The 20108-nt window shown below is 56.3% G+C and carries 19 protein-coding genes; 7 read left to right on the top strand and 12 right to left on the bottom strand.

Features of this window, described 5'->3' with window-relative positions; translation table 11 throughout:
* Window positions 1-3 precede the first annotated feature (3 nt).
* Together miaA and JXO50_10200 are read right to left on the bottom strand one after the other, a co-directional pair.
* Window positions 4-924 carry a tRNA (adenosine(37)-N6)-dimethylallyltransferase MiaA gene (gene miaA, locus JXO50_10205; GenBank protein MBN2333460.1) on the bottom strand — a complete coding sequence of 307 codons (921 nt, stop codon included), beginning with the start codon at window positions 922-924 and terminating at the stop codon, window positions 4-6.
* 4 nt (window positions 925-928) lie between these two features.
* Window positions 929-2185, bottom strand: coding sequence for a molybdopterin molybdotransferase MoeA (locus JXO50_10200; GenBank protein ID MBN2333459.1), 1257 nt, complete (start codon window positions 2183-2185; stop codon window positions 929-931).
* Window positions 2186-2428: 243 nt separating this feature from the next.
* On the opposite strand from JXO50_10200, the gene JXO50_10195 reads away from it, so the two are divergent.
* Together JXO50_10195 and JXO50_10190 are read left to right on the top strand one after the other, a co-directional pair.
* The gene (locus JXO50_10195) at window positions 2429-3418 is read left to right on the top strand and encodes a cytochrome ubiquinol oxidase subunit I (GenBank protein ID MBN2333458.1); all 990 of its coding nucleotides are present in this window, start codon (window positions 2429-2431) and stop codon (window positions 3416-3418) included.
* Window positions 3418-3957: a hypothetical protein gene (locus JXO50_10190; GenBank protein MBN2333457.1), complete on the top strand. Its 540-nt coding sequence runs from the start codon at window positions 3418-3420 to the stop codon at window positions 3955-3957. Before JXO50_10195 ends, JXO50_10190 begins: the two co-directional genes overlap by 1 nt.
* 110 nt (window positions 3958-4067) lie before the next feature.
* Here the strand turns inward: JXO50_10190 and JXO50_10185 are convergent, their stop codons facing one another.
* From JXO50_10185 to JXO50_10140, 10 genes are all read right to left on the bottom strand, one after another.
* Window positions 4068-5498 carry an RtcB family protein gene (locus JXO50_10185; protein MBN2333456.1) on the bottom strand — a complete coding sequence of 477 codons (1431 nt, stop codon included), beginning with the start codon at window positions 5496-5498 and terminating at the stop codon, window positions 4068-4070.
* 296 nt (window positions 5499-5794) lie between these two features.
* Window positions 5795-6223, bottom strand: coding sequence for an archease (locus JXO50_10180; GenBank protein ID MBN2333455.1), 429 nt, complete (start codon window positions 6221-6223; stop codon window positions 5795-5797).
* A 208-nt stretch (window positions 6224-6431) separates the two neighbouring features.
* Window positions 6432-7409, bottom strand: a complete 978-nt coding sequence (locus JXO50_10175) for a hypothetical protein (protein MBN2333454.1) — start codon at window positions 7407-7409, stop codon at window positions 6432-6434.
* A 410-nt stretch (window positions 7410-7819) separates the two neighbouring features.
* Entirely contained in the window at window positions 7820-9781 is a 1962-nt protein-coding gene (locus JXO50_10170; GenBank protein MBN2333453.1) for a hypothetical protein, read from the bottom strand.
* A gap of 150 nt (window positions 9782-9931) precedes the next feature.
* A complete protein-coding gene (locus tag JXO50_10165; GenBank protein ID MBN2333452.1) occupies window positions 9932-11140 on the bottom strand; it encodes a tetratricopeptide repeat protein in 1209 nt (402 codons plus the stop codon).
* Window positions 11141-11153: 13 nt separating this feature from the next.
* Window positions 11154-11819 (bottom strand): energy transducer TonB, encoded by a 666-nt coding sequence (locus JXO50_10160; protein MBN2333451.1) that lies wholly within the window; start codon window positions 11817-11819, stop codon window positions 11154-11156.
* 17 nt (window positions 11820-11836) lie between these two features.
* Window positions 11837-12250, bottom strand: coding sequence for a biopolymer transporter ExbD (locus JXO50_10155; GenBank protein MBN2333450.1), 414 nt, complete (start codon window positions 12248-12250; stop codon window positions 11837-11839).
* Between the two features lie 147 nt (window positions 12251-12397).
* Entirely contained in the window at window positions 12398-13003 is a 606-nt protein-coding gene (locus JXO50_10150) for a MotA/TolQ/ExbB proton channel family protein (protein ID MBN2333449.1), read from the bottom strand.
* A 2-nt stretch (window positions 13004-13005) separates the two neighbouring features.
* Window positions 13006-14400, bottom strand: a complete 1395-nt coding sequence (locus JXO50_10145; protein MBN2333448.1) for a MotA/TolQ/ExbB proton channel family protein — start codon at window positions 14398-14400, stop codon at window positions 13006-13008.
* Window positions 14397-15158 carry a DUF3450 domain-containing protein gene (locus JXO50_10140; protein ID MBN2333447.1) on the bottom strand — a complete coding sequence of 254 codons (762 nt, stop codon included), beginning with the start codon at window positions 15156-15158 and terminating at the stop codon, window positions 14397-14399. Before JXO50_10140 ends, JXO50_10145 begins: the two co-directional genes overlap by 4 nt.
* A gap of 372 nt (window positions 15159-15530) precedes the next feature.
* Between JXO50_10140 and JXO50_10135 the strand changes: the two genes are divergently transcribed.
* The 5 genes from JXO50_10135 (at window position 15531) to JXO50_10115 (ending at window position 20050) form a co-directional block, all read left to right on the top strand.
* Entirely contained in the window at window positions 15531-16745 is a 1215-nt protein-coding gene (locus JXO50_10135; protein ID MBN2333446.1) for an ABC transporter substrate-binding protein, read from the top strand.
* Window positions 16746-17642 carry a branched-chain amino acid ABC transporter permease gene (locus tag JXO50_10130; protein ID MBN2333445.1) on the top strand — a complete coding sequence of 299 codons (897 nt, stop codon included), beginning with the start codon at window positions 16746-16748 and terminating at the stop codon, window positions 17640-17642. It abuts the gene before it with no gap.
* 127 nt (window positions 17643-17769) lie between these two features.
* Window positions 17770-18609: a branched-chain amino acid ABC transporter permease gene (locus tag JXO50_10125; protein ID MBN2333444.1), complete on the top strand. Its 840-nt coding sequence runs from the start codon at window positions 17770-17772 to the stop codon at window positions 18607-18609.
* Window positions 18610-19356, top strand: coding sequence for an ABC transporter ATP-binding protein (locus tag JXO50_10120; protein ID MBN2333443.1), 747 nt, complete (start codon window positions 18610-18612; stop codon window positions 19354-19356).
* A complete protein-coding gene (locus JXO50_10115) occupies window positions 19349-20050 on the top strand; it encodes an ABC transporter ATP-binding protein (protein ID MBN2333442.1) in 702 nt (233 codons plus the stop codon). The genes JXO50_10120 and JXO50_10115 overlap by 8 nt, the downstream gene beginning before the upstream one ends.
* The last annotated feature ends 58 nt before the right edge of the window (window positions 20051-20108 follow it).

Genomic DNA, 20108 nt, shown 5'->3' with positions numbered 1-20108 from the left:
AAACTACTCCTTGAGAAACATTTCGATCAGACGGGGGATCCGGTCCCGTTCAGCTTCGTCCACCATGGTAACACCCGCCTCCCGGGCAAACCAGGTATATTGACGTTTGGCGTAGTGCCGGGTATCCCTGGCAGTCTGCCTGACAGCTTCATCGAGGCTGATTTCTCCCTGGCAGTGAAGGATCAACTGTCGGTAGCCGATGCTCTGCAGAGGCTTCAATGACGGCGGGAAACCCATGGCCAAAAGCCGCTTCACCTCATCCAGAAATCCAGCCGCCATCATCGTCTGCACCCGTTGATTGATCCGCTCATAAAGCAGCTCACGATCACAATGGAGAAACAGGTGCAGGAACCGATAGCGGGGCCGGGCAAAACGGTGCTGCCCCTGAAATCGGCGGATACTGGTACCGGTGGCCAGAAACACCTCCAACGCCCGGGAAACTCTCGATTGGTCACGGGGCGTCAGCTGATCGGCCGTCTGGGGATCCACCCGGCGCAGGCGGTCATGAAGAACCTCGACGCCATCCTTTTCCAGCTGCTGGCGGACCTCCTGGCGGATAACCGGCGGGATATCCGGTATGGAGCACAACCCATAGAGCAGGGATCTGATATAAAGACCGGTGCCGCCAACCATCAGGGGAACTTTTTGCCGCTCATCAAGCCCGGCAATCACCTCATCTGCCTCCTTCTGATACCGGGCAGCGCTGTACGGTTCATCGGGATCAACCACATCAATAAGATGATGCGGCACCACCGCCTGCTCCTCTTTGGTTGGTTTTGCCGTACCAACATCAAGGTGGCGATAGACCTGGAGTGAGTCAGCATTAACGATCTCGCCGTCGATGGCAGCGGCCACGGCAATAGCGGTAGCGGTTTTGCCGGCCGCTGTAGGACCTGAAATAACAACAATTTTCAAAAGGACCAATCCTTCATCGGCCGGCGACAATTGTCGAGCAACCGTAATCCAGCAGTTCGATCTCCACCGGCGATCCTTTTTTCACCGGCTCATCACCTTCATTGAGCACGACAAGACAGTTGCTCACCACCATGGAACGCAGGATTCCTGATCCTTGCGGGCCGGTGGTCACCACGGTTGTGAGTCCCTGGGGAGTTTGGGTCGCCACCCCGCGTAAAAAATAACGACGCCCCCTGGCAATGGGCATCTCCTCGCCGGCAATCGCCGTCAGACGGGGTAAAAACCAGGCAGATGGAGGATAACCGAGCATTTTCTTGATCAGTGGCCTGACAAACTGTTCAAATGAGATCATCACCGATACCGGATTGCCGGGCAGGCCAACCAACGGAGTGCCGGCCACCGCACCGTAAACCAAGGGCTTGCCGGGCTTCATTCTCACCTTCCAGAAATGAACCCCCCCCGACACCTCATTGAGCACTGTTTTGACAAAATCATAATCTCCCATGGAGACGCCGCCGGTTGTCAGCACCAGGTCGGCAGCAGTGGCAGCCTGCTCCACCCGTTGGCGCAGCAGGTCAGGGTCATCGCCGGTAACCGGAAAGACAATCGGCACCCCGCCGGCATGTTTCACCAGGGCCGCCAGAGAATAGCTGTTGCTGTTGCGTATTCTACCGGCAGTCGGCGGCTCGTTAAAATCAACCAGCTCATCACCGGTGGCCAGCACGGCCACCCGCGGCTGCCGAATGACCGCCGCAAACGGCAGGCCGACGGCGGCCATCATGCCAATCATCGCCGGAGTAAGCACGGCTCCTGCGGCAATGATCGTTTCCCCCCGGCGGACATCCTCGCCCGCATAGCGGATATCATTGCCCAGGGGAACCGGTTCCACCAGCGTAATATAATTCTTGCTCTCCTGGACATATTCACGCCTGATCACCGCATCAGCACCAGTGGGGATCGGCGCACCGGTCATAATTCGAACGGCGTCACCAGGCTGCAGACAACCGGCAAACTGCCGTCCAGCCGGAATCTCGCCAACCACCGGCATGCGAAGTGGTTGGTCTGCGGCAGCTTCTGACGTATCCATTGCCCTAAGGGCATAGCCGTCCATCGCCGAGTTATCCAGCGGCGGAATAGTCATATCCGCCACCACATCTTCAGCCAGCACCCGCTCCAGGGCAGCGGTAATGGCGATTTTCTCCGGTGCCAGGGGAACAGCACCGGCGAGAATCACCTCTTTAGCCCGCTCAACAGTAATAAATTCTTCCATATTTTTCAGTTCCTGAGCACAGTTAACATGACACTTCGCCGGCAGAGTAGCAAAGGGGCTATCTCCTGTCAAGAACAAGGACCAAAGGAAACCATCGGGAGGGAAAGATGGGCCGTTAAGGGGAAAATTCCCTTGCAAATTGTCGACAATTGCATTATGCAAAGGACGTTTTTTCGGCATGCTGGAAATGCCATTCGTTTAATGAAGAATCAAGATTAGTTTGATTGAAAAAAGGAAATCACCATGCTGCAATCCATTCCCCTGCTTGGTTATCCCGGGGGACTGCTGATTTTTATGATTCTTTTTCTGGGAAGTCTTAACCTGGCTGTGGGCACTCCCATTCTTGCTTTGATCGCTGAACGGCAGAAAGTGGCCAGCAATGATGCTCACTACCGGCTGCTGGCTGGCAGTCTGGTAAAAACGGCCATGCCTTTGCTCTGCCTGGGTACGGTTGCCGGACTCCCCCTGCTGTTCAGCATTGGCAGTTATTTTGATCCCTTTTACCGCGGCATTCTCGGACCCTTCAGCCGCCTTGGCATGATTGGCGTGGTACTGCTCTGCACCACCATGGCCCTTTTATACCTTTTCTTTCTTTCCTGCGGCCGACCCAAAAAGGGTTATTTTTTTCATTTCCTGCTTGGCTTGGCAGCCAGCCTCAGCGCCCTGCTGCTGACCCTTTTTTGTCACCTGATCCCCTCCTTTCTCCTGGTGCCGACAGCTGAATTCCGCTTGAACGGCTCCGTATCCCTGGGGGAAATCGTCTTCAACCAGTTAATGCTGCCCCTCTACGTTCATGCAGTGGTAGCCAGTCTTGCCTTTACCGGCCTGATGATCATGCTGGTGGCTGCCTACCAGAAGGATTTCAACCGCCGGCAACCACGGGAATACTATCAAAAAGCATTCAAATTCGGTGGCCGCTGGGCCCTCAATGCCACCCTTTTTCAGCTCATCCCGGGCGGCTGGATCTTCTTTTCCCTGCCCCAGGAACTGAAAGATGCGGTCATGGGTGGAGCATTGACCGGCTGGTTTGTGGCAGCCTTGATCTGCACCTTTATCGGCCTGCTGCTATTGCTGAAAATGCTGAAGGACAACCTGGTCAACAGCCGGGCCACCACCATTGTCACCATCCTGCTGCTGGCTGCCATGATTCTCATGCAAACCACTACCACCCGCCTGCAGCAACCTCAGCCGGCAGATGGCCTCACAACATCGATCTCTGACCGTCAGGAATAATGAGTACAATGAAATTGTTTTCCCGCATTCTCTGGCTTTGCATCATCATTCTGCTGATCAGCGAACTGCTGATCTTCCGTCAGGACATCCTCTACCATCTCCATGGCACAACGCCGAAGCTGCTGACTGCCGGCAGTCAAACTACCCTGGAAAATCAGTATGTAACCCTGGATGCAGCCCTGGATGCCGATCGCAGTCTGGTCATTGAAACTCCCGGCTATGAACTACAGATATTTCAACATCCGTCGGTGCCAAATCTCTATTTTTACGACCTCGGGAACAATCTTAAAGCTGATCACCAGGCGTTTAGCAGCAAAACAACGTTCAGCGGCCGCCTTCTGCCCCTTACAGCCGCACCCTACAGCAGAGAGACCAGCAATCATTTTGCAGTCAGTAACCCGGCTGAAGCCAGCGTTCTGCTGCTCAATGTCGCCCCCCGAAAAAGCACTTTCACTCTTTATCTGGCGGCAATCCTCTTTACCATCCTTCTGGTTGCCGTCACCCCGTTCATCCGCAGGTTCAACCCCGGGATCCCATAATTCGCCGGCGCTGGTGCCCCTAACCTGCATAATCGGTCACCAGCACCGCCAGGCCCAGCTCAAGGGATAGGTTGCCGCTTAACGAAGAAGATGGAGTCGTTGCGAAGCCATCATCCTTTGATGCAGATCAGGGGCCTTACCCTGGCAACCTTGCGGGCCAAACCGGCGGCCTGGGCGACATCAACAACGCTCCCCACCTCTTTGTACGCTCCCGGCGCCTCCTCGGCAATCCCTCTCATGGACACACTGCGGATTGCAATCCCCTGCTGTTCCAGGGTGGCAATAATCTCCCGACCCCGCCATCGTTTGGTCGCCTGACGGCGACTCATAACCCGTCCGGCACCATGACAGGCGGAACTAAAAGCCCGCTCATGACCGCCGGCAACTCCCACCATGATATGGGAGAACGTCCCCATGCTGCCGCCGATGAGCACCGGCTGACCGACGTTTTGCAGCGATGCCGGCAGGGATGGATGGCCGGGGCCGAAAGCACGGGTCGCCCCCTTGCGATGGACATACAACATTCGCCGTTCGCCATCAACCTGATGTTCCTCCTCTTTGCAGGTATTGTGCGAAACATCATACAAAAGCGTCAGGGTGACAGCCGGAAAAAATCGAGCAAAAACCCCCCTGACCAGATGGGTCAATACCTGCCGGTTGGCCAAAGCACAGTTGATCCCAGCCCGCATGGCCCCTAAATACTGCCGACCGAGAATCGAGGACAAAGGCGCGCAGGCCAGCTCCCGGTCCGGCAGCTGCAGACCATGGGCCGGCGCCTGGACTACCATCTGTTTCAAAAAGTCGGTGCCGATCTGATGTCCAAGCCCCCGGGAGCCACAATGCAGACTCACCACCACCTCATGCTGCCGCAAACCAAGCGCCATGGCACTATCAGGATCATAAATGCGGTCAATCTCCTGCACTTCAAGGTAATGATTCCCTGAACCCAGGGTCCCCACTTGGTTCTGCTGCCGCTTTTTAGCCCGCGCGGATACCGAAGACGGCTCGGCCCCGGCGGCGCAGCCATACTCCTCAATCCTATCCAGGTCGGCTGGATAACCATAGCCGCGGGCCACCGCCCAGGCGGCACCGCCGGTCAGCATCTCATCCATCTCCCTGGCCTGCAGGTGGAGAAAACCGGTGCTGCCAACACCGGCGGGAATCTCCCGCTGAAGCTGGTCAGCCAATTGATGCTGCTGGACAAGAATATCATCAACATGGAGACCGGTAAGCATGGTACGAACTCCACAGGAGATATCAAAACCAACTCCGCCGGCCGATATCACCCCGCCCTGAGCTGGGTCAAAATCCCCTACGCCACCGATGGGAAAACCGTAGCCCCAGTGGGCATCAGGCATTGCGTAGGAGGCCTGCACGATGCCGGGCAGGGTCGCCACATTGGTCACCTGGGTAAAAACGTTCTGATCCATCTCCTCAATCTGCGGCAGGCTGGCATAGATAATCGCCGGCACCCGCATCTCGCCAAAGGGCTCGATCCACCACTCAAACTCATCCTGTTGCCGCAACCGGTTATCTTTCATGGCTTTTCCCCCACCAGATCATGATTGGCACAGACACATAGAGTGAAACTCCCCGGGACATTCTGCAAAGGGTTTTGGTAACTTCCTTTCCGGGAAATTGCCCAGCTGGCATCCGGTAGTGGTTGCAAGCGGTTTCATCCGCCGAACCAATCACCCGGATGGTGATAGGCGTGGATGCCTCGGAGCCGGCCAAGGATGGCCGGCGAGAATGAGCGGCAACCACTGCCGGATGCCAGCCCACCACAGAACACACCCAACCATTTCATCGATATATCACGCTACCCTGCAGATTGAACCTACACATCGACCACCGCCTGCGCCAGCCAACCGCCATTGGCATCCTGACGGACCGCCAGTTCGGTAAATGTCACCCCCTTCACCTCCACCACCGGCCGGTGGCGAACCAGGGAAACCGGCTCGCCCCGGATGACCGCCTCCAGCTGATAGGCCCCGGTTATTCGCAGGTCAAAGGAGCTGAACAACATGCCGCAGGAAGACATCTCGAAAACCAGCTCATTAAGCCAGTCATAGAGCAGCAGTTCAGGATCATCGGCTGAACAGGTTATCTTTCGGCGGTATTTGCTCCTGATGGCTTCAGGATTCGCCACCACCGCCGTCAGCGCCTGCGCCACCGCAGCAAAGGCATCCGTCATGGTCGCCCCGAAACCACGGATGCCGATATCAGCCTGATGGGAAAAGTGCTCCCAGCGACGTTTCTCATTCATAGTCAGACACGCTCCTGCATTTTCATAAAGAGACTATGGCCTTATTCTAATAACACGGTTTCCGGCTGTCAAATAACCCCAACAAGGCATAAAAAAACCCACATCCATCCAGGATATGGGTTTTACATCCATGTGCGACGCGCTGTATGCGGATTACAAGGCCTGCTCATGGTTTCCCGTACACATTACACCGTATACCGTTCCCTTATCATTTCCCGATGGCAACCACATCCCCCATCTGGACTCCGCCGCCCTGGACAACCACCACTTCCGCCAGATCATAGCCGAAAAAGCGGCGGACCCGAAGGAGGGCTTTCGGTGGACCGGGTACCATGCCCACCACCTGGCCGCTTCTTGGCTCACGAATCGGCTGCAGGACACCATTGACTTGGAGTATCTGCCCCGGCTGCAGGCCGCTGTACTGGCCGGCGCTGACATAGATCACCGGCCCCTGGACCAGAAAGACCATCCCTTGCCAGGGAGCCGCTGCCGTCAACTGCCGGGAGCGGCCGGCCATCTCCATGAAACAGGAGTACAGGGCCGGCGCCAGTTGCTGATACACGGCAACCGGCCGGCTGACAACGACTTCCGGATACAACTGACCGGTTGCGCCGTCGGCCAGCAGATAAGAGAGGCGCAGCTGGCCGGGGAAATACCCCGGCAGGTCGATTGACTGAAGGAAAAAAAGGTAGCGGGTCCCGGGATATTCGGCCAGAAACCGGCTGATCTGGGCCGGATGCTGCAACTGCAGACGATGAGGATAGGCATTGAGAACGGTCTGCATCTGTTCGGTAGCCACCGGGACGAAACCGGCCTGGTGGAGAATAGTGCCCACCTGCGGCAGGACCTCGTCAAGAGCAGGATGCCGGACAATGGTCGCAGAACAGAGAATGCCGGCTTTGGGCCGCAGCAGTACCGGTCCCCCGGCGCCCTGATAGACCTGCTGCTCCAACTTTGCCAAGCGATCGACGTACTTCTGCTCATCACTGTCTTTATCACCGCTCAGCATCTTGCTGATATTGAGGGTCCGCTGGTTGATCTTCCCTTCCCGCACGTCATCGGCGGAGACCATCTGCGGCTGGAAGATCTGCCGTGACTGGGCATCAGTGAGGTTGTTGAAATCAAATGGTTCCGTTGCCGACACCGGCAGTGGACAATGAACAGCCACCAGAAAAACCACAAACAACAGAGATAACCACGGAAAAAAAAGTCTCTTGCACGAAGAACAGAGCATGCCAGCACCCCAATCATCAACCGGAAAAAATTATAACTTGCATGAGTAATAAAAGTATTGTCGTTGAGCTGTCAGGAGCAGGTTGCCGCTCATTCTCGCCGCCCATCCATGGGCAGCTCCGAGGCGCCCACCGCCAATCACCATCCGGGTGATTGGTTCGGCGGCCAAAACCGCTCCCATCCTGCTCCTGCCATCTCAGGCACATCCGGGAAAACCATCGACATCAGCAGCAAAAAAAGCTGAAAGGATTTCCAACAAAATCCAAGGTACGCAAAAAAAGCGGGACATGCAAGGACTTTCTGTCCTTTTGCATGTCCCGCTGCTGGATCACACGTTAAGAAAATGTGCCGACTTGGGCAAACCTAGAAATTCCAGATGAATTCCATCCCCAGACGGGTGGCAACATCGTCACATTTTTCGCCGCTGTAGGCTTCAGTGATATCTTCAATAACTTCACCGGGGAACAGGAAGGAAAATTGGCCTTTGATGAACATGTTCTTGCTCAGTGCCAGGGTAATCTCGTTATCCCATTCGGTGCCGGCATAGCCGGAATCAATCTCAGCCACCGTCCCGGCCATGGTCGGCAGACGGAAGTCTTCGTTGAAATTCATGACATTGACGTTGGTACGGTAGAGAAGGAACCGTTTCGGCGCCATATCCAGACCAATACTGTACATGGTCAGACCGGGGTTGTCACCGCGACCGGCACCGGTACCGGCCAGATTCTGCAGACCGCCGGTGGCCACCGGTGTACCACTGCCGTAGAATTCAGGCAGAAAGCCGTACAGGACGGTACCCATCAACAGGTTGGTATCGCCGATAATGGTATTCTCACCACCCCAGTGGTAGGAAAAGCGCTGGGCGTTCTCGACCCCGGTATACCCTTCCAGATCGCCATCGTCAGGATCATCATCACCGGAGGTATACATGATGCCGATATGGGGAGCGAACTTGAAGCCGATGGCATCCTTGAGGTCGAAAGCCAGGTCAGCTGCCAGGGCATAGGCTTTGATGTCGTAATCTTCTTCGTAACCATAGGCCGACAGACCGGTGTCATCGGCGGAACCAAACTGATAAACCGCTTCCACAAACGGCTTCAGGATACCGAAATCACCCTGGTAGTAAAAGCCGAGATGATGGGAATCGGTTTTAGCCTGGGTGGTATTGGTGTAAAGGTAATTGTTATAAATGTACTGCTGTTGGGCATCCAACGTTGCCTGGCTGGTGCTGATATATGCCTGGGTACCCACCAGCGTAGCAGCAGTACCAAGACCAATTGCCCCATCAATAAGTGCTGAATTGGCCGTCACCACAGCAGTATCAACCGTACCTCCCTCAACAACAAATTCCACCGGCAAAGCTGCTGGATCAACCACCGTTCCCGTTACCGTGCCACCATTAACCAAGTCAAGAGCTAACACTGAGCCTATTGAATAAGCGGACGAACTCAAATCATTCTGTCCGGCATTGATAGCACTCTGGGAGGATGCCAAGCTTGCATCAATATTGCTGCCGAACAGATACCCCTGGACCGTAGTGGCGGCAATGTTGCGAATCCGGTCAAAAGCATACATGAACTTGACGTGATTGGTTTTGTTGATATGATAATCCAAGGAGGCGGTATACAGATCACGGTCGTCATCATAGTTCCCGGCACTGAGATCAGAAGCCTTCCAGTCATTCTCCTGCAGCTTGTGATAGCCAACCTGGAAGTCGGCTTGCTCACCGATGTTGCCGGTAATCCAGAAACCCGGGTTGTCATCGCCGTAGATCAGGCCAGCGCCATCAAAGACGTCCAGGTGATAGATATCCCAGCCGGCATGGAGACGGAGGTTCAGTGAATCGGCAAAGGGCAGTTTCACCGTGCAGTGAAGGCGCTCCAATCCGTAGTTGCTGTTGCCGGTATCATTCTGACCGCGGTCATCCACTACGGAGGTGTCGGTGACGCTGTCAAATTCCAGGGCGCCGTAGAAGCTCCACACCTGATCGTTGGGCATGGCGTTGAAGTATATCTTGTTTTCGGTCCGGATGTAGGCGTTGTTCACCCAGCCGGCCTCATTGGCATGGTTCTGAAACAGATCCATCCCCCCGATCTCATCGGAAAGACCGAAATCATAGTTGCTTTCACTGGTGGGAATGATCCGCACCGTGGCCCCGAAACTCATCTGGATATCGCCGGCCTTGTGCACGTTAATGCTTCCCGGTCCCACCAGCCCGGCCTCGGTAATATCTTCGGCAGCCTTCTGCAGGTCATCAGCCGCCAGGGCAGTTCCGGCCAAGGCCAGCGACACCACCAGCACCATAAGAATCATCCATTTTTTCATCTCCAGTCCCCTCCCTTATGTTCGTTGATAACATGCCACCCGTTAAAGATGAACAATCATTCATTAGAATGTCCTCATATACCATCCACCTGGGCTTGTCAAGCCATTTGTAAAACATAATTTTAGTGAATTCCAACGGAGTAAAGCCGGTCAGCTGGAGGACGGAGAAGGGGGTTCCTGCTCAAGAATCATGGTTACGGTCTTCAGCAGTTCGGTGGAACGGGTACGGTAGGCACCGTAGCGCTGGGCCCGAGAAAAAGCATCCCGGGCGGCGGCCAGGTCACCGGCATACCAGGCGCAGTAGCCGGCCAGGAGGAACTGGTAGCCGTCGTTGTTCGGCAAGCGGTCAATGGTTGACAGGAGATCATGGCCTTCCCGGTAGCGGCCGGCCCGGTAGAGAATCTCCCCACGGCGGAGCTGATTTTCCGGCGCTGGGGAAACGGCCTGTTTTTTCTCCAGCCAGAAAAGAGCCCGGTCAATATCGCCCGCTTCGCCATAAAGAGCAGCCAGCCGCTCCATCTCCTGATCGCCGACCTGCTCCTGTCCCTCAAGGCAGCGTTCCAGGGTTTTGGCGGCGGCCAGCGGCAGTGAAACCATCTGATACAGTTGGGCCAATGTTTTCAGATCCCGGGGCTCAGGATCGATAAGGGCCACCAGCTTGTAGGCCGCCAGAGCGGCTGTTGGCTGTTCCACCGTCACCCTCACCTGCCCCAGCAGGCGCCAGTAGGAGACCTGCCGGGGAAAGCGGTCCAGCAGACTGACCAGAAGAGCCTCGGCCGGCCGGAGCTCGTTCAACTCCAGATAAATCCGCAGCAGCGCCAGACAATGCTCCTCAAGAGGATTCTGACGATCATGTACCAGCTGGGTGAACAGCGGCTGCGCCTCACGGTACTCGCCGGCCAGCAGATAGGCGTTGCCGGCGTAGGCCAGCAGCCGGTCCCGCTGGTCGGGAGCATCCTTGGCGGCCAGGGCCGCCGCCCGGACTAAAGGTCCGGCGGCTTCATGGTAGCGTTCCAGAGCCAGAAGGGCCATCCCCAGGTTCTCTTGGGCCTGGAGAAAATCGGGCGCCAGCTTCACCGTCCGCCGGTAGGCATCGGCAGCCGGCTGGAAATGATCAAGAAAAAAATTGAGATTGCCGCTAAAAAACTCCACCAGCACAAAAGACCGGCGGGGATTTTTTTCACGAAATGCATCGATGCCGGCCAGCGCTTCCCGGTACTTTTCAGCTTGCATCAGTTCCTGAACCCCAACCAGCAGCTGGTTTGCTTCATAGGATAATTCCTGCTGATACCGATCGCTGGCCGACGACGGACTGGCTGCCAGCAGGAAACCGGCAAAGATAACCGCCCAGAAGAACATCCGGCAAACCATCTTATTTATCGAGCTTAAAGACAATGGTGGTTTCCACTTCAGAGTTGACTGAACTACCGCTGACCACCCCCGGTTGGAAGCGCCAGCGAGACAGGGTTGACGCCACTGCCTTTTCAAAGTAGCCAGAGGGTTCAGCGCTGACAATCCTGACATCCTTGACAAACCCTTGACTATCCACCAAAAAGCGAACCTGAACCTCGCCTTCAATGCCACGGCGCCGGGCGGCAACGGGATAGAGGGGTGCCGGCGTCGCCAGGGGCAGAGGCTGCTGGTCCAGCTCTGCGGTCCGGTACAGCCCCTTGAGGGGACGCTCCATGGGAGCTACCGCCACCGTACCGAGATCGGTTGGCGCCACCGCCAACGGGGGCAATGGCAGGTCAAGGACGGGGGTGGGCTGAGCAGTCAAACGGGGTACGGGGGGCAAAGGCAGCGGCGGCAACTTGACCATCTTCTTGATCGGCTCAGGCTTTTCTTCCTTCAGCCGTTCCTCTTCCCGGGGTTGGTGTTCAACCTGCCAGACGGGAACCGGTCGCAGTTGTGTCACCTGCTTCGGCAACGATCGCTGATGAAAAAAAAGCGGAATGGACGCCAGCAGCACAAGATTGATAAGCACCGCCCCGACAATGCCGCTGGGCAGCCGGCGGCGGGTTCCATGTTTACAGGACATAACCTGAACCCGCTTTCTTATGATTCCCGGGTAGCGGCAACCGCCACCCGGGTGGCACCGGCAAGCCGGCAGAAGTCAAGCACCCGGACGGTAATGCCGGTTTTCGCCTCCCGGTCGGCAACAATCAGTACGCTGCCGTCGGGGTTTTCGGCGAGGAAACGTTCAACAATAGCGCGGACACTGCGGACGTCAACCTGCCGGCCGGCGGCAAATACCTGGCCAGCCTGGTTGATCCCCAAACGGAGACTGCCGCTCTCCTCCGCCTGCACTGTTTTGGCAGCCGGCCGCTGGACCTCTACCCCTGATTCCCGGACGAAGCTGGTGGTCACCAGGAAAAAGATCAGGAGGATAAAGACCATATCAAGCATGGGCGCCATGTTGATCTCCGCCCTCTGCCGCTCCCGCCGCAGCCTGCCCTTGACATTAATCATAACCATACTCCCGCATCAATCTTTAGCACCTGCTGAACATCTAACGCGGGCATTGCCCGCAAATAAGTGCTCTTATCAGAACGTTTTCTTGTTTTCCAAACAAGAAAACAACCTGCAAGATACTCAATAACTAAATCATCTATATATTTACGTCGAAGCCGCGTTCCCCTGCATGATTGCCGCCCGGAACTCTTCCAGATGCTGGGCGATACGGCTGATCCTGCGGTTGAGAAAACTGGCCATGAACAATCCGGGGATGGAAACAAACAAGCCGCTCTGGGTGGTAACCAGCGCCTCTGAAATCCCCTGGGCCATCGCCCGGGCATTGCCGGTTCCAAAGACGGCGATAGCATCAAAGGTGGAGATCATCCCGCCCACCGTCCCCAGCAGGCCGAGCAGCGGCGCAACCGCCGCCAGGATGTAAATGTAGCTAAGATTGTTCGACAGCCGGCTGATTTCCCGATTGATCAACGTTGACAGGAGAGCTAGGTCGGTCTCCCGATCGGTCGTCTTCTTTTCAATGAAATGGAACACAACATGACGCAGCGGGGTGCCGGCCAACGGCTGTTCCTGTCCCTGCTGAACCCAGGCCACCGCCTCCTTGACACTGAAATCATGTCGGTTCACTTCATACAGCTCCTGCAGCTTAACAATGATCATCCCCCACATCATCAGGGAAACGGCAATAATCGGCAGCATCAGGAAGCCGCCGCTGCGGCCGTAGTCAACAATCCTGATCAATATCTCCATCATGGTCAGATACTTTGCCGTTTTTTATTGACCAGCGCAACCGTCAGACCCACCGCCTTTTCTTCCATGTCGCCGATAACCGTCTCCACCTTGCGGGTAAAGAACGTGTGCAGCAGAATGATCGGAATCGCCACCATCAACCCCAGTTTGGTGGTCACCAACGCTTCCGAAATCCCCCCGGACATCATTTTGGGATCGCCGGTACCGAAAATGGTAATTACCTGAAAGGTATCAATCATGCCGGTAACCGTACCCAGCAAGCCCAGGAGGGGCGCAATGGCCGCCAGGACTTGGAGGGTCGGCAGAAACTTCTCCAGCCGTGGCAGCTCCTTCATGATCGCCTCTTCAAGAACATTTTCCAGCACATCCCGGGTTGCATGGCGGAATGTCAGACCGGCGGCCAGCACATTATAAACCGGACCGTGGCGGTTTTCCAGCAATTCAAGGCTTTCCTGCCCCTGGCCGGCGGCAATCAGGCCGGTAACCTCGACCATCACCGTATCGGTATTGCTTTTCACCCGGCGAAGAAAAAAGAACCGTTCAAGACTGATGGCAAAGGCAATCACCCCGATCAGGAGAATCGGCCAGATCAGCATGCCCCCCGACTGCAGCCGCTCCCAGGCGGTCGGCTGGAGAGCCAGCTGGCGGACCGTAGTGCCGCCGGAGAAATCAAGATACACCTCGTGACCGGTACCGGCGAGATACTTTTTCAGGCAGCGCTTCACCGCCCACGGCGCTTTGGATATGGCCAGCAGAACATCGTTCTCCTTGCCATAGACGGCAAAGCCCACCTGCTGGTCGTCATCCTGCTGATAGATAGCAGTCAGGGCCCCAAAACGGACAATGTCGCCGGCCGTAAAACGGCCGTCAAGTCCAATAAAACGGCCATGGGTTTTTTCAATCCGGCCTCCGGCCTGGATTTCATCAAAATAGATGGCGGTGATCGCTTTCACCTCAGCCATCGTGGGAAACCGCTTATCCGCCAGCAGAGCGGCGGGTACCGCTGCCCGTCCTGGCTGCGTGCCGGAAACCAGAGAGGTCTCCAGCAGGGCGGTAAGATCCCGGGCGCCGGTACGGACGGTGCCAGCCAGTTCATTCATCTCCGCCAAAACGGTCTGCTGCTTGGTCTCCAGCTCCTGCTCATGGTGAAGCAGATCATCAAGCCGGGCTTCCAGCTGGGCATTCCCCTGCTCCAGTCGGGCGACGGTCTCCCGTTGGCTGACAAGTTGATCCTTGAGCTCTTTTTTTGCCGCAGCAATCGAGCGCCGTTGCAGATGCTGCTCCTCAACCGCCTGCCGGTATTCGGCAGCCAGCTGCTGCTGGGCCTCTTCAAAAGAGGCGGCCGCCGCCGAACCCGCAAGGAAAAAACTTAGCATGACAATAATGAAGACGTTTTTCATTGCCAGCCACCCTTGCCCAAAGGAAGTTTCACCAGGTCGATGGCCCGCTGCTTCATCGCCATCCGCAACGCCTCCTTCACCGCCTCCAGATGGCGGCCGGGCAGGGGCTCCCACTGGTTGACCGAGGGGTTGTACCACCCTGCCTGGGTGCCATCCAGGGACAGATAATAGAGGCCGATGCGACCCAGACGAAAGATATTCACCGTGGTCTCCACCCCGGCCAACGGCAGCATTCCCTCGCCAGCCTCCACATGGTGACCGTAGCGGGCTTCGATATGGAGCATCTCCAGCACACGCCGCAATTTATCGGCCGGGGTCGCATCATAGCTGTCAAGAAAGAGAGCCAGATCAGCAAACCGCTGCTCCCGCTCATCAACCAGAAAAGGCAGATCCTTTTGATAGAGGCTTTTCGCCTGCTCGAGGGTCGCATCAAGAAACGGCTCCAGCTCCCGGGCAACATTCTGCTGCTCGGCAATGCTCTGCTGGAGTTCGTCAATCCTGGTTTGCCGTTCCCGGATATAGGCCTGCAATTTCTGCTGCCGATGGCGCAGCAGGTCAGCCTGCATCTTCAAATTCTGCAGGTCATTATCCAGCTGTTGGCGCTCCAGCTCCCAGGCACTGACCTCTTTCTGCGTCTCCTGCTGCACGGCAACCGTTTTTTCAACCGTGCGGGTAACCGCATCAACGGCTGCACCAAGAGCAGCCGCCGGCAAAAGAAACAGCAGCAACAGAGCAATCAAGGAAAAATGACGTTTCATTATACTCACCAGCTGATCGTTCCAGAATCCTCTTGCCGAGGAACTTCCGGGATTATTGAGGAAAGGTTTAATAGGAGAAAAAATCAGGAAGGCTTCTGCCGTTGTCATCGGAAAATCGCCGACTGGGGCTTCGTGCCCCTGTTCGAGAACGTTTCTATAAACACACCTTCACACCGCTGTCAACAGGGAACTCTCCGGCTAAAAACCAGTCTGCAGCTGTCACAGTTCAATTAGCCTACATGAATATCAGGCAAGAATTGTCCCTTGACAAATTCGGCAAACAATGAAATCTAGATATGCAAATTTCAGCATACTGTTCCGGCAATAATGAAAGATTACTATCACACCCACACATGAGGGAGGGAAAGCACGATGAAAAGGATTCTTGCATCTACAATGATGGTTTCGCTGCTGCTACTGACTATGCTGCCCGCATCAGCCCTGGCCGCCAAACCGATCCATGTGGGGATCGTGGACTGTTACAGCGGCCCGGCCAGCACCTATACCAATGACGTCCTCGACGGCTTCAAGCTGGTGGTGGATGAAGTCAATGCCAAAGGCGGCGTCCTGGGCCGGCAGATAACCTACACAACCCGGGACAGCAAGTTCAAGGTGGGGCTGGGACTGAGCGCCGCCAAGGAACTGATTATGAAGGAAAACGTTGACATCCTTATGGGCACTATCAACAGCGGTCTGGCCCTGGCAATTTCCGACCTCTGCAAAAACGAAAAAATTCCATTCTTTGCCACCTTCGCCAAAAGTGCTAAAATCACCGGCGAAATGGGGCATCGCTACGTTTTCTCCATGAATGAGAACACCGCCATGATCGGCAAGGCGGCGGCCCACGGTCTGGCCCTGAAACCGTTTACCACATACTGGATTGCCGGCGATGACTATGAATACGGTCATGCCCTGGCCGACGGAGTCTGGAACAATCTGCAGCAGCTCAAACCAGGAGTAGAACTGCTCGGCCAATCCTGGTGGAAGGTGGGCGAACCGGATTTCACCCCCTACATCACTTCGATCCTGGCGGCCAAGCCTGACTGTGTCATCATCGCCACCGGCGGCCGGGACTGTGTGCCGTTTCTGAAAGCTGCCAAAGCCACCGGCTTTAATGAAAAAGTACCCTTCTACATGCATACGGCAACCGAACTTTCAACCCTCAAACCCCTGGGGCTGAATGCGCCCGAAAAAGTCATCGGCACGTCCAACTATCATTTTCATTATCCGGCAACCGGTGCCAACAAAGCCTTTGTCGCCGCTTTTCAGAAAGCCTACAACCGACTGCCCAAGGTGGGTGCCCTGTACGGCTATACCACCGCGAAGCTGATCATCAACGGCTATGAAAAGGCCGGCGCCGTCAATACCGAAAAATTTATCGATAGCATCGAGGGAATGGCCATCGATTCACCGGTCGGCAACCTGACCATGCGGGCCTTCGATCACCAGATGATGTTTCCCATGTTCATGGGGACGACGGCCAAGGTTGAAGGATATGACTTCCTCATGCCCGTTGATCTGGTTACCATCCCCGGCAGCGACGTTATTCCTTCAGTTGAAGAGATCACCAAGGCCAGGAAACAATAGATGGGCTGCGCCGCCAACCTCAACCTGGCTGCCTTCTGCCAGCAGATTCTTGTCGGCCTGAGCAAGACGACGATTCTGTTCATCGTCTCATCCGGCCTCAGCCTGGTGCTTGGAGTTTTGCGGATCCCCAACCTGGCCCACGGCTCTCTCTACATGATCGGCGCCTTTCTCACCTACAGTCTGGCGCTGCTTTTCGGCGGCGGCGGTCTGGGCTTCTGGCTCGCCCTGCTGCTGTCACCTCTCTGCGTCGCCCTGGCGGGACTGCTGATGGAGAGGGGCCTGTTTCGTCACCTCTACGAGCGGGAGCATCTGATGCTCCTGCTCTTCACTTTCTCCTTCACCCTGGTCTTCGGCGACCTGGTAAAACTGGTCTGGGGCTCGGAATACCGTTCCCTGCCCCTGCCGTCATTTTTCCAGGGCTCCATTGAAACCTTCGGCCTGCCGTTTCCGAAATACAACCTCTTTCTTCTGGCGGTAGGTCCGCTGGTGGCGGCCGGTCTCTGGTATCTCACCAACCGGACCGCCATCGGTAAGATTGCCAGGGCGGCGGCGGTTGACCGGGAGATGGTGGGTGCCATCGGCATCAATGTCAGCCTGGTCTTCTGTGCCGTCTTTGTCATCGGCTGCTTTCTCGCCGGCTTCGGCGGCGCCCTGGTGGCTCCGACCCAGAATATCACCCAGGGGATGGACCACGGCATCATCATGGAAACCTTTCTCATCGTTATTATCGGTGGTCTGGGCAATATCTGGGGCGCTCTGCTGGGGGCCTTGATTTTCGGACTCACCGATGCCATCGGCATCCTGCTCCTACCCCAGTACGCCATTGTCTTTCCCTACCTTGCGGTGATCATCGTCCTCACTTTCCGGCCCAACGGCCTGCTGAAATCAACCTGGTAGAAGGAGAACTGCTGTGCTGACCCGCATCATCAAGGACCGGCAGTTTCTTGCAGCGCTGGCCACCGCAGTTCTCTTTGCCTTGTTGCCGGTTTTTCTCTCCCGGTTTTACCTCTATCTGATTTCCCTGATGTTCGTCACCGGCCTGCTGGCTACCAGCCTCAACATGGTCCTCGGCTTCGGGGGAATGTATCAGTTCGGCCACGCGGTTTTCTATGGCGTCGGGGCTTACACTCTGGCCCTGTTCCTCACGAAAACCGACCTGCCGCCATGGATTGGCTTTCTGGCCGCACCTCTGGTGGCCGCCGGTTTTTCATTGGTCATCGGCCTGATCTGCGTCCGGCTTTCCAAACTCTATTTCGGCATGCTCCAGATCTCCCTGGGATCGCTGGTCTGGGCGATCACCTTCCGCTGGTATTCCCTGACCGGAGGCGATGACGGCATCAACGGCATTCCCCTGCCCGAGCTCATCAGTTCGACCACCGGGGCCTACTACTGCACCTTGGCCATGGTCCTTGTCTCCTTGCTGGTAATGTTCTGCATTACCCGCTCCACCTTCGGCAGAATTTTCCTCGGCATCCGTGACAATCCTGAGCGAAGTGCCTCTATCGGCATCAATGTCAAGGCCCACCAGCTGGTCGGCATGGTCATCGCCGGCTTCTTCGCCGGGGTGGCCGGGTCACTGTTCGTCGTGGTGGAAGGCAGCGTCTTTCCCGACCTGATGTTCTGGACCCTCTCCTTGGAGATCCTGATCATGTGCCTCCTGGGGGGCTGGTTTACCTTCTTGGGCCCCATGGCCGGAGCGGCAATCATTGTCGCCATGCAGACATTTGTCGGCAGCTACACTGAGTATTGGACTATGATTCTCGGCATCGTCCTGATGCTGGCTATCTTTTTCCTCCCCGAGGGAGTGCTGGGCTTTCTGCTCGAAAAGCTGGCCATCCGATCAACCACAGGCACGGGGGACTGAATGCTGATCCTTGAAGGCATCACCAAATCATTTGCCGGTTTTATGGCGGTCAACAATGCCCATCTGACAGTCAATGAGGGGGAGATCGTCGCCGTCATTGGCCCCAACGGAGCCGGCAAAACCACCCTTTTCAGCCTGATTACCGGCACCCAGACCCCAACGACCGGCAGTATCCAATTTAAGGGGGTAGAGATTGCCGGACTTGCCCCCCACACCATCTGCCGCCGGGGAATCAGCCGCTCCTATCAGGTGGTGAACATCTTTCACCGGCTCACCGTCTTTGAAAATGTCCAGCTGGCAGTCCTCTCCCGGCAGGGAAAAACGTTCAATCTCTGGGCACCCTCCCGACGGCTGGCCGTTGCTCAAACCATGGCAATCCTCGATAGCGTCGGACTGGCTGACAAGGCGGAGCAGACCAGCGGCATGCTCTCCCATGGCGATCAGAAGGTGCTTGAAATCGCCATCTCCCTGGGAACCAATCCCGATCTCTTGATCATGGATGAGCCCACCGCCGGCATGTCGGTTGAGGAAACCCGGATGTCCATTGAGTTGATCCGCCGGCTCTCCTCGGAAATGGGGGTGACCATTCTCTTTTGTGAGCACGACATCGACCTGGTTTTCTCCATTTCCCATACGATCATGGTAATGCAAAGGGGGGAGACAATCATCCAAGGAAACCCAGCGGTAGTCCGGGAGAACAGCCGGGTCAAAGAGGCCTATTTAGGGGAAGGAAACTATTGTGCTTGAAGTGGTCGACATCCACACCTTCTACGGACTGAGTCACATCCTCTTTGATGTCTCCCTGGAGATCGCCGAAGGAGAAATTGTCTGCCTTCTGGGCCGCAACGGAGCCGGCAAAAGCACCACCATGCGGAGTATTATGGGCCTGACGCCGGCAAAACGGGGCACGATCCATTTTCGCGGAACAGAGATAACCGGCGAAAAACCGTTTCGCATCGCCCGGCGCGGCATCGGCTATGTTCCCGATAACCGGCGGGTCTTTACCGACCTGACGGTGGGAGAAAACCTCGACATTGCCGCCCGCCAACCTGATGACCGTACGGATCTCTGGGACAAGGAACAGATTTACGAATTTTTCCCCCAACTAAAGGCGATCAACAACCGCCGGGCCGGGTTTCTCAGCGGCGGCGAGCAGCAGATGCTGACCATCGGCCGGGCCCTGATGACCAACCCGGACCTCCTTCTGCTTGACGAGCCCACCGAGGGTCTCGCCCCCCTGATTGTCGCTCTGCTGGAAGAGCAGATCATGAAACTCAAAGCGGCCGGACTCACCGTCCTGCTGGCCGAACAGAATCTTGGGGTTGCCCTGCGGCTCAGCGATCGAGCCTACGTCATCGACAACGGCGTCATCCGCTACCAAGGAACCATTGATGAACTGCGGGAACATGAAGAGGTCTGCTGCCAGTATCTGATGGTCTGAATAATACCACTCCAACGTTTTTTGCAGTTGTTTCTTGTTCATCACTTTTGAGACTACC

Source organism: Candidatus Anaeroferrophillus wilburensis (genome assembly GCA_016934315.1).
Taxonomy (GTDB): Bacteria; Desulfobacterota; Anaeroferrophillalia; order Anaeroferrophillales; family Anaeroferrophillaceae; genus Anaeroferrophillus; species Anaeroferrophillus wilburensis.
Note: the sequence above shows the minus strand (reverse complement) of the source record. Positions and strands in the feature narration are given on the sequence as shown.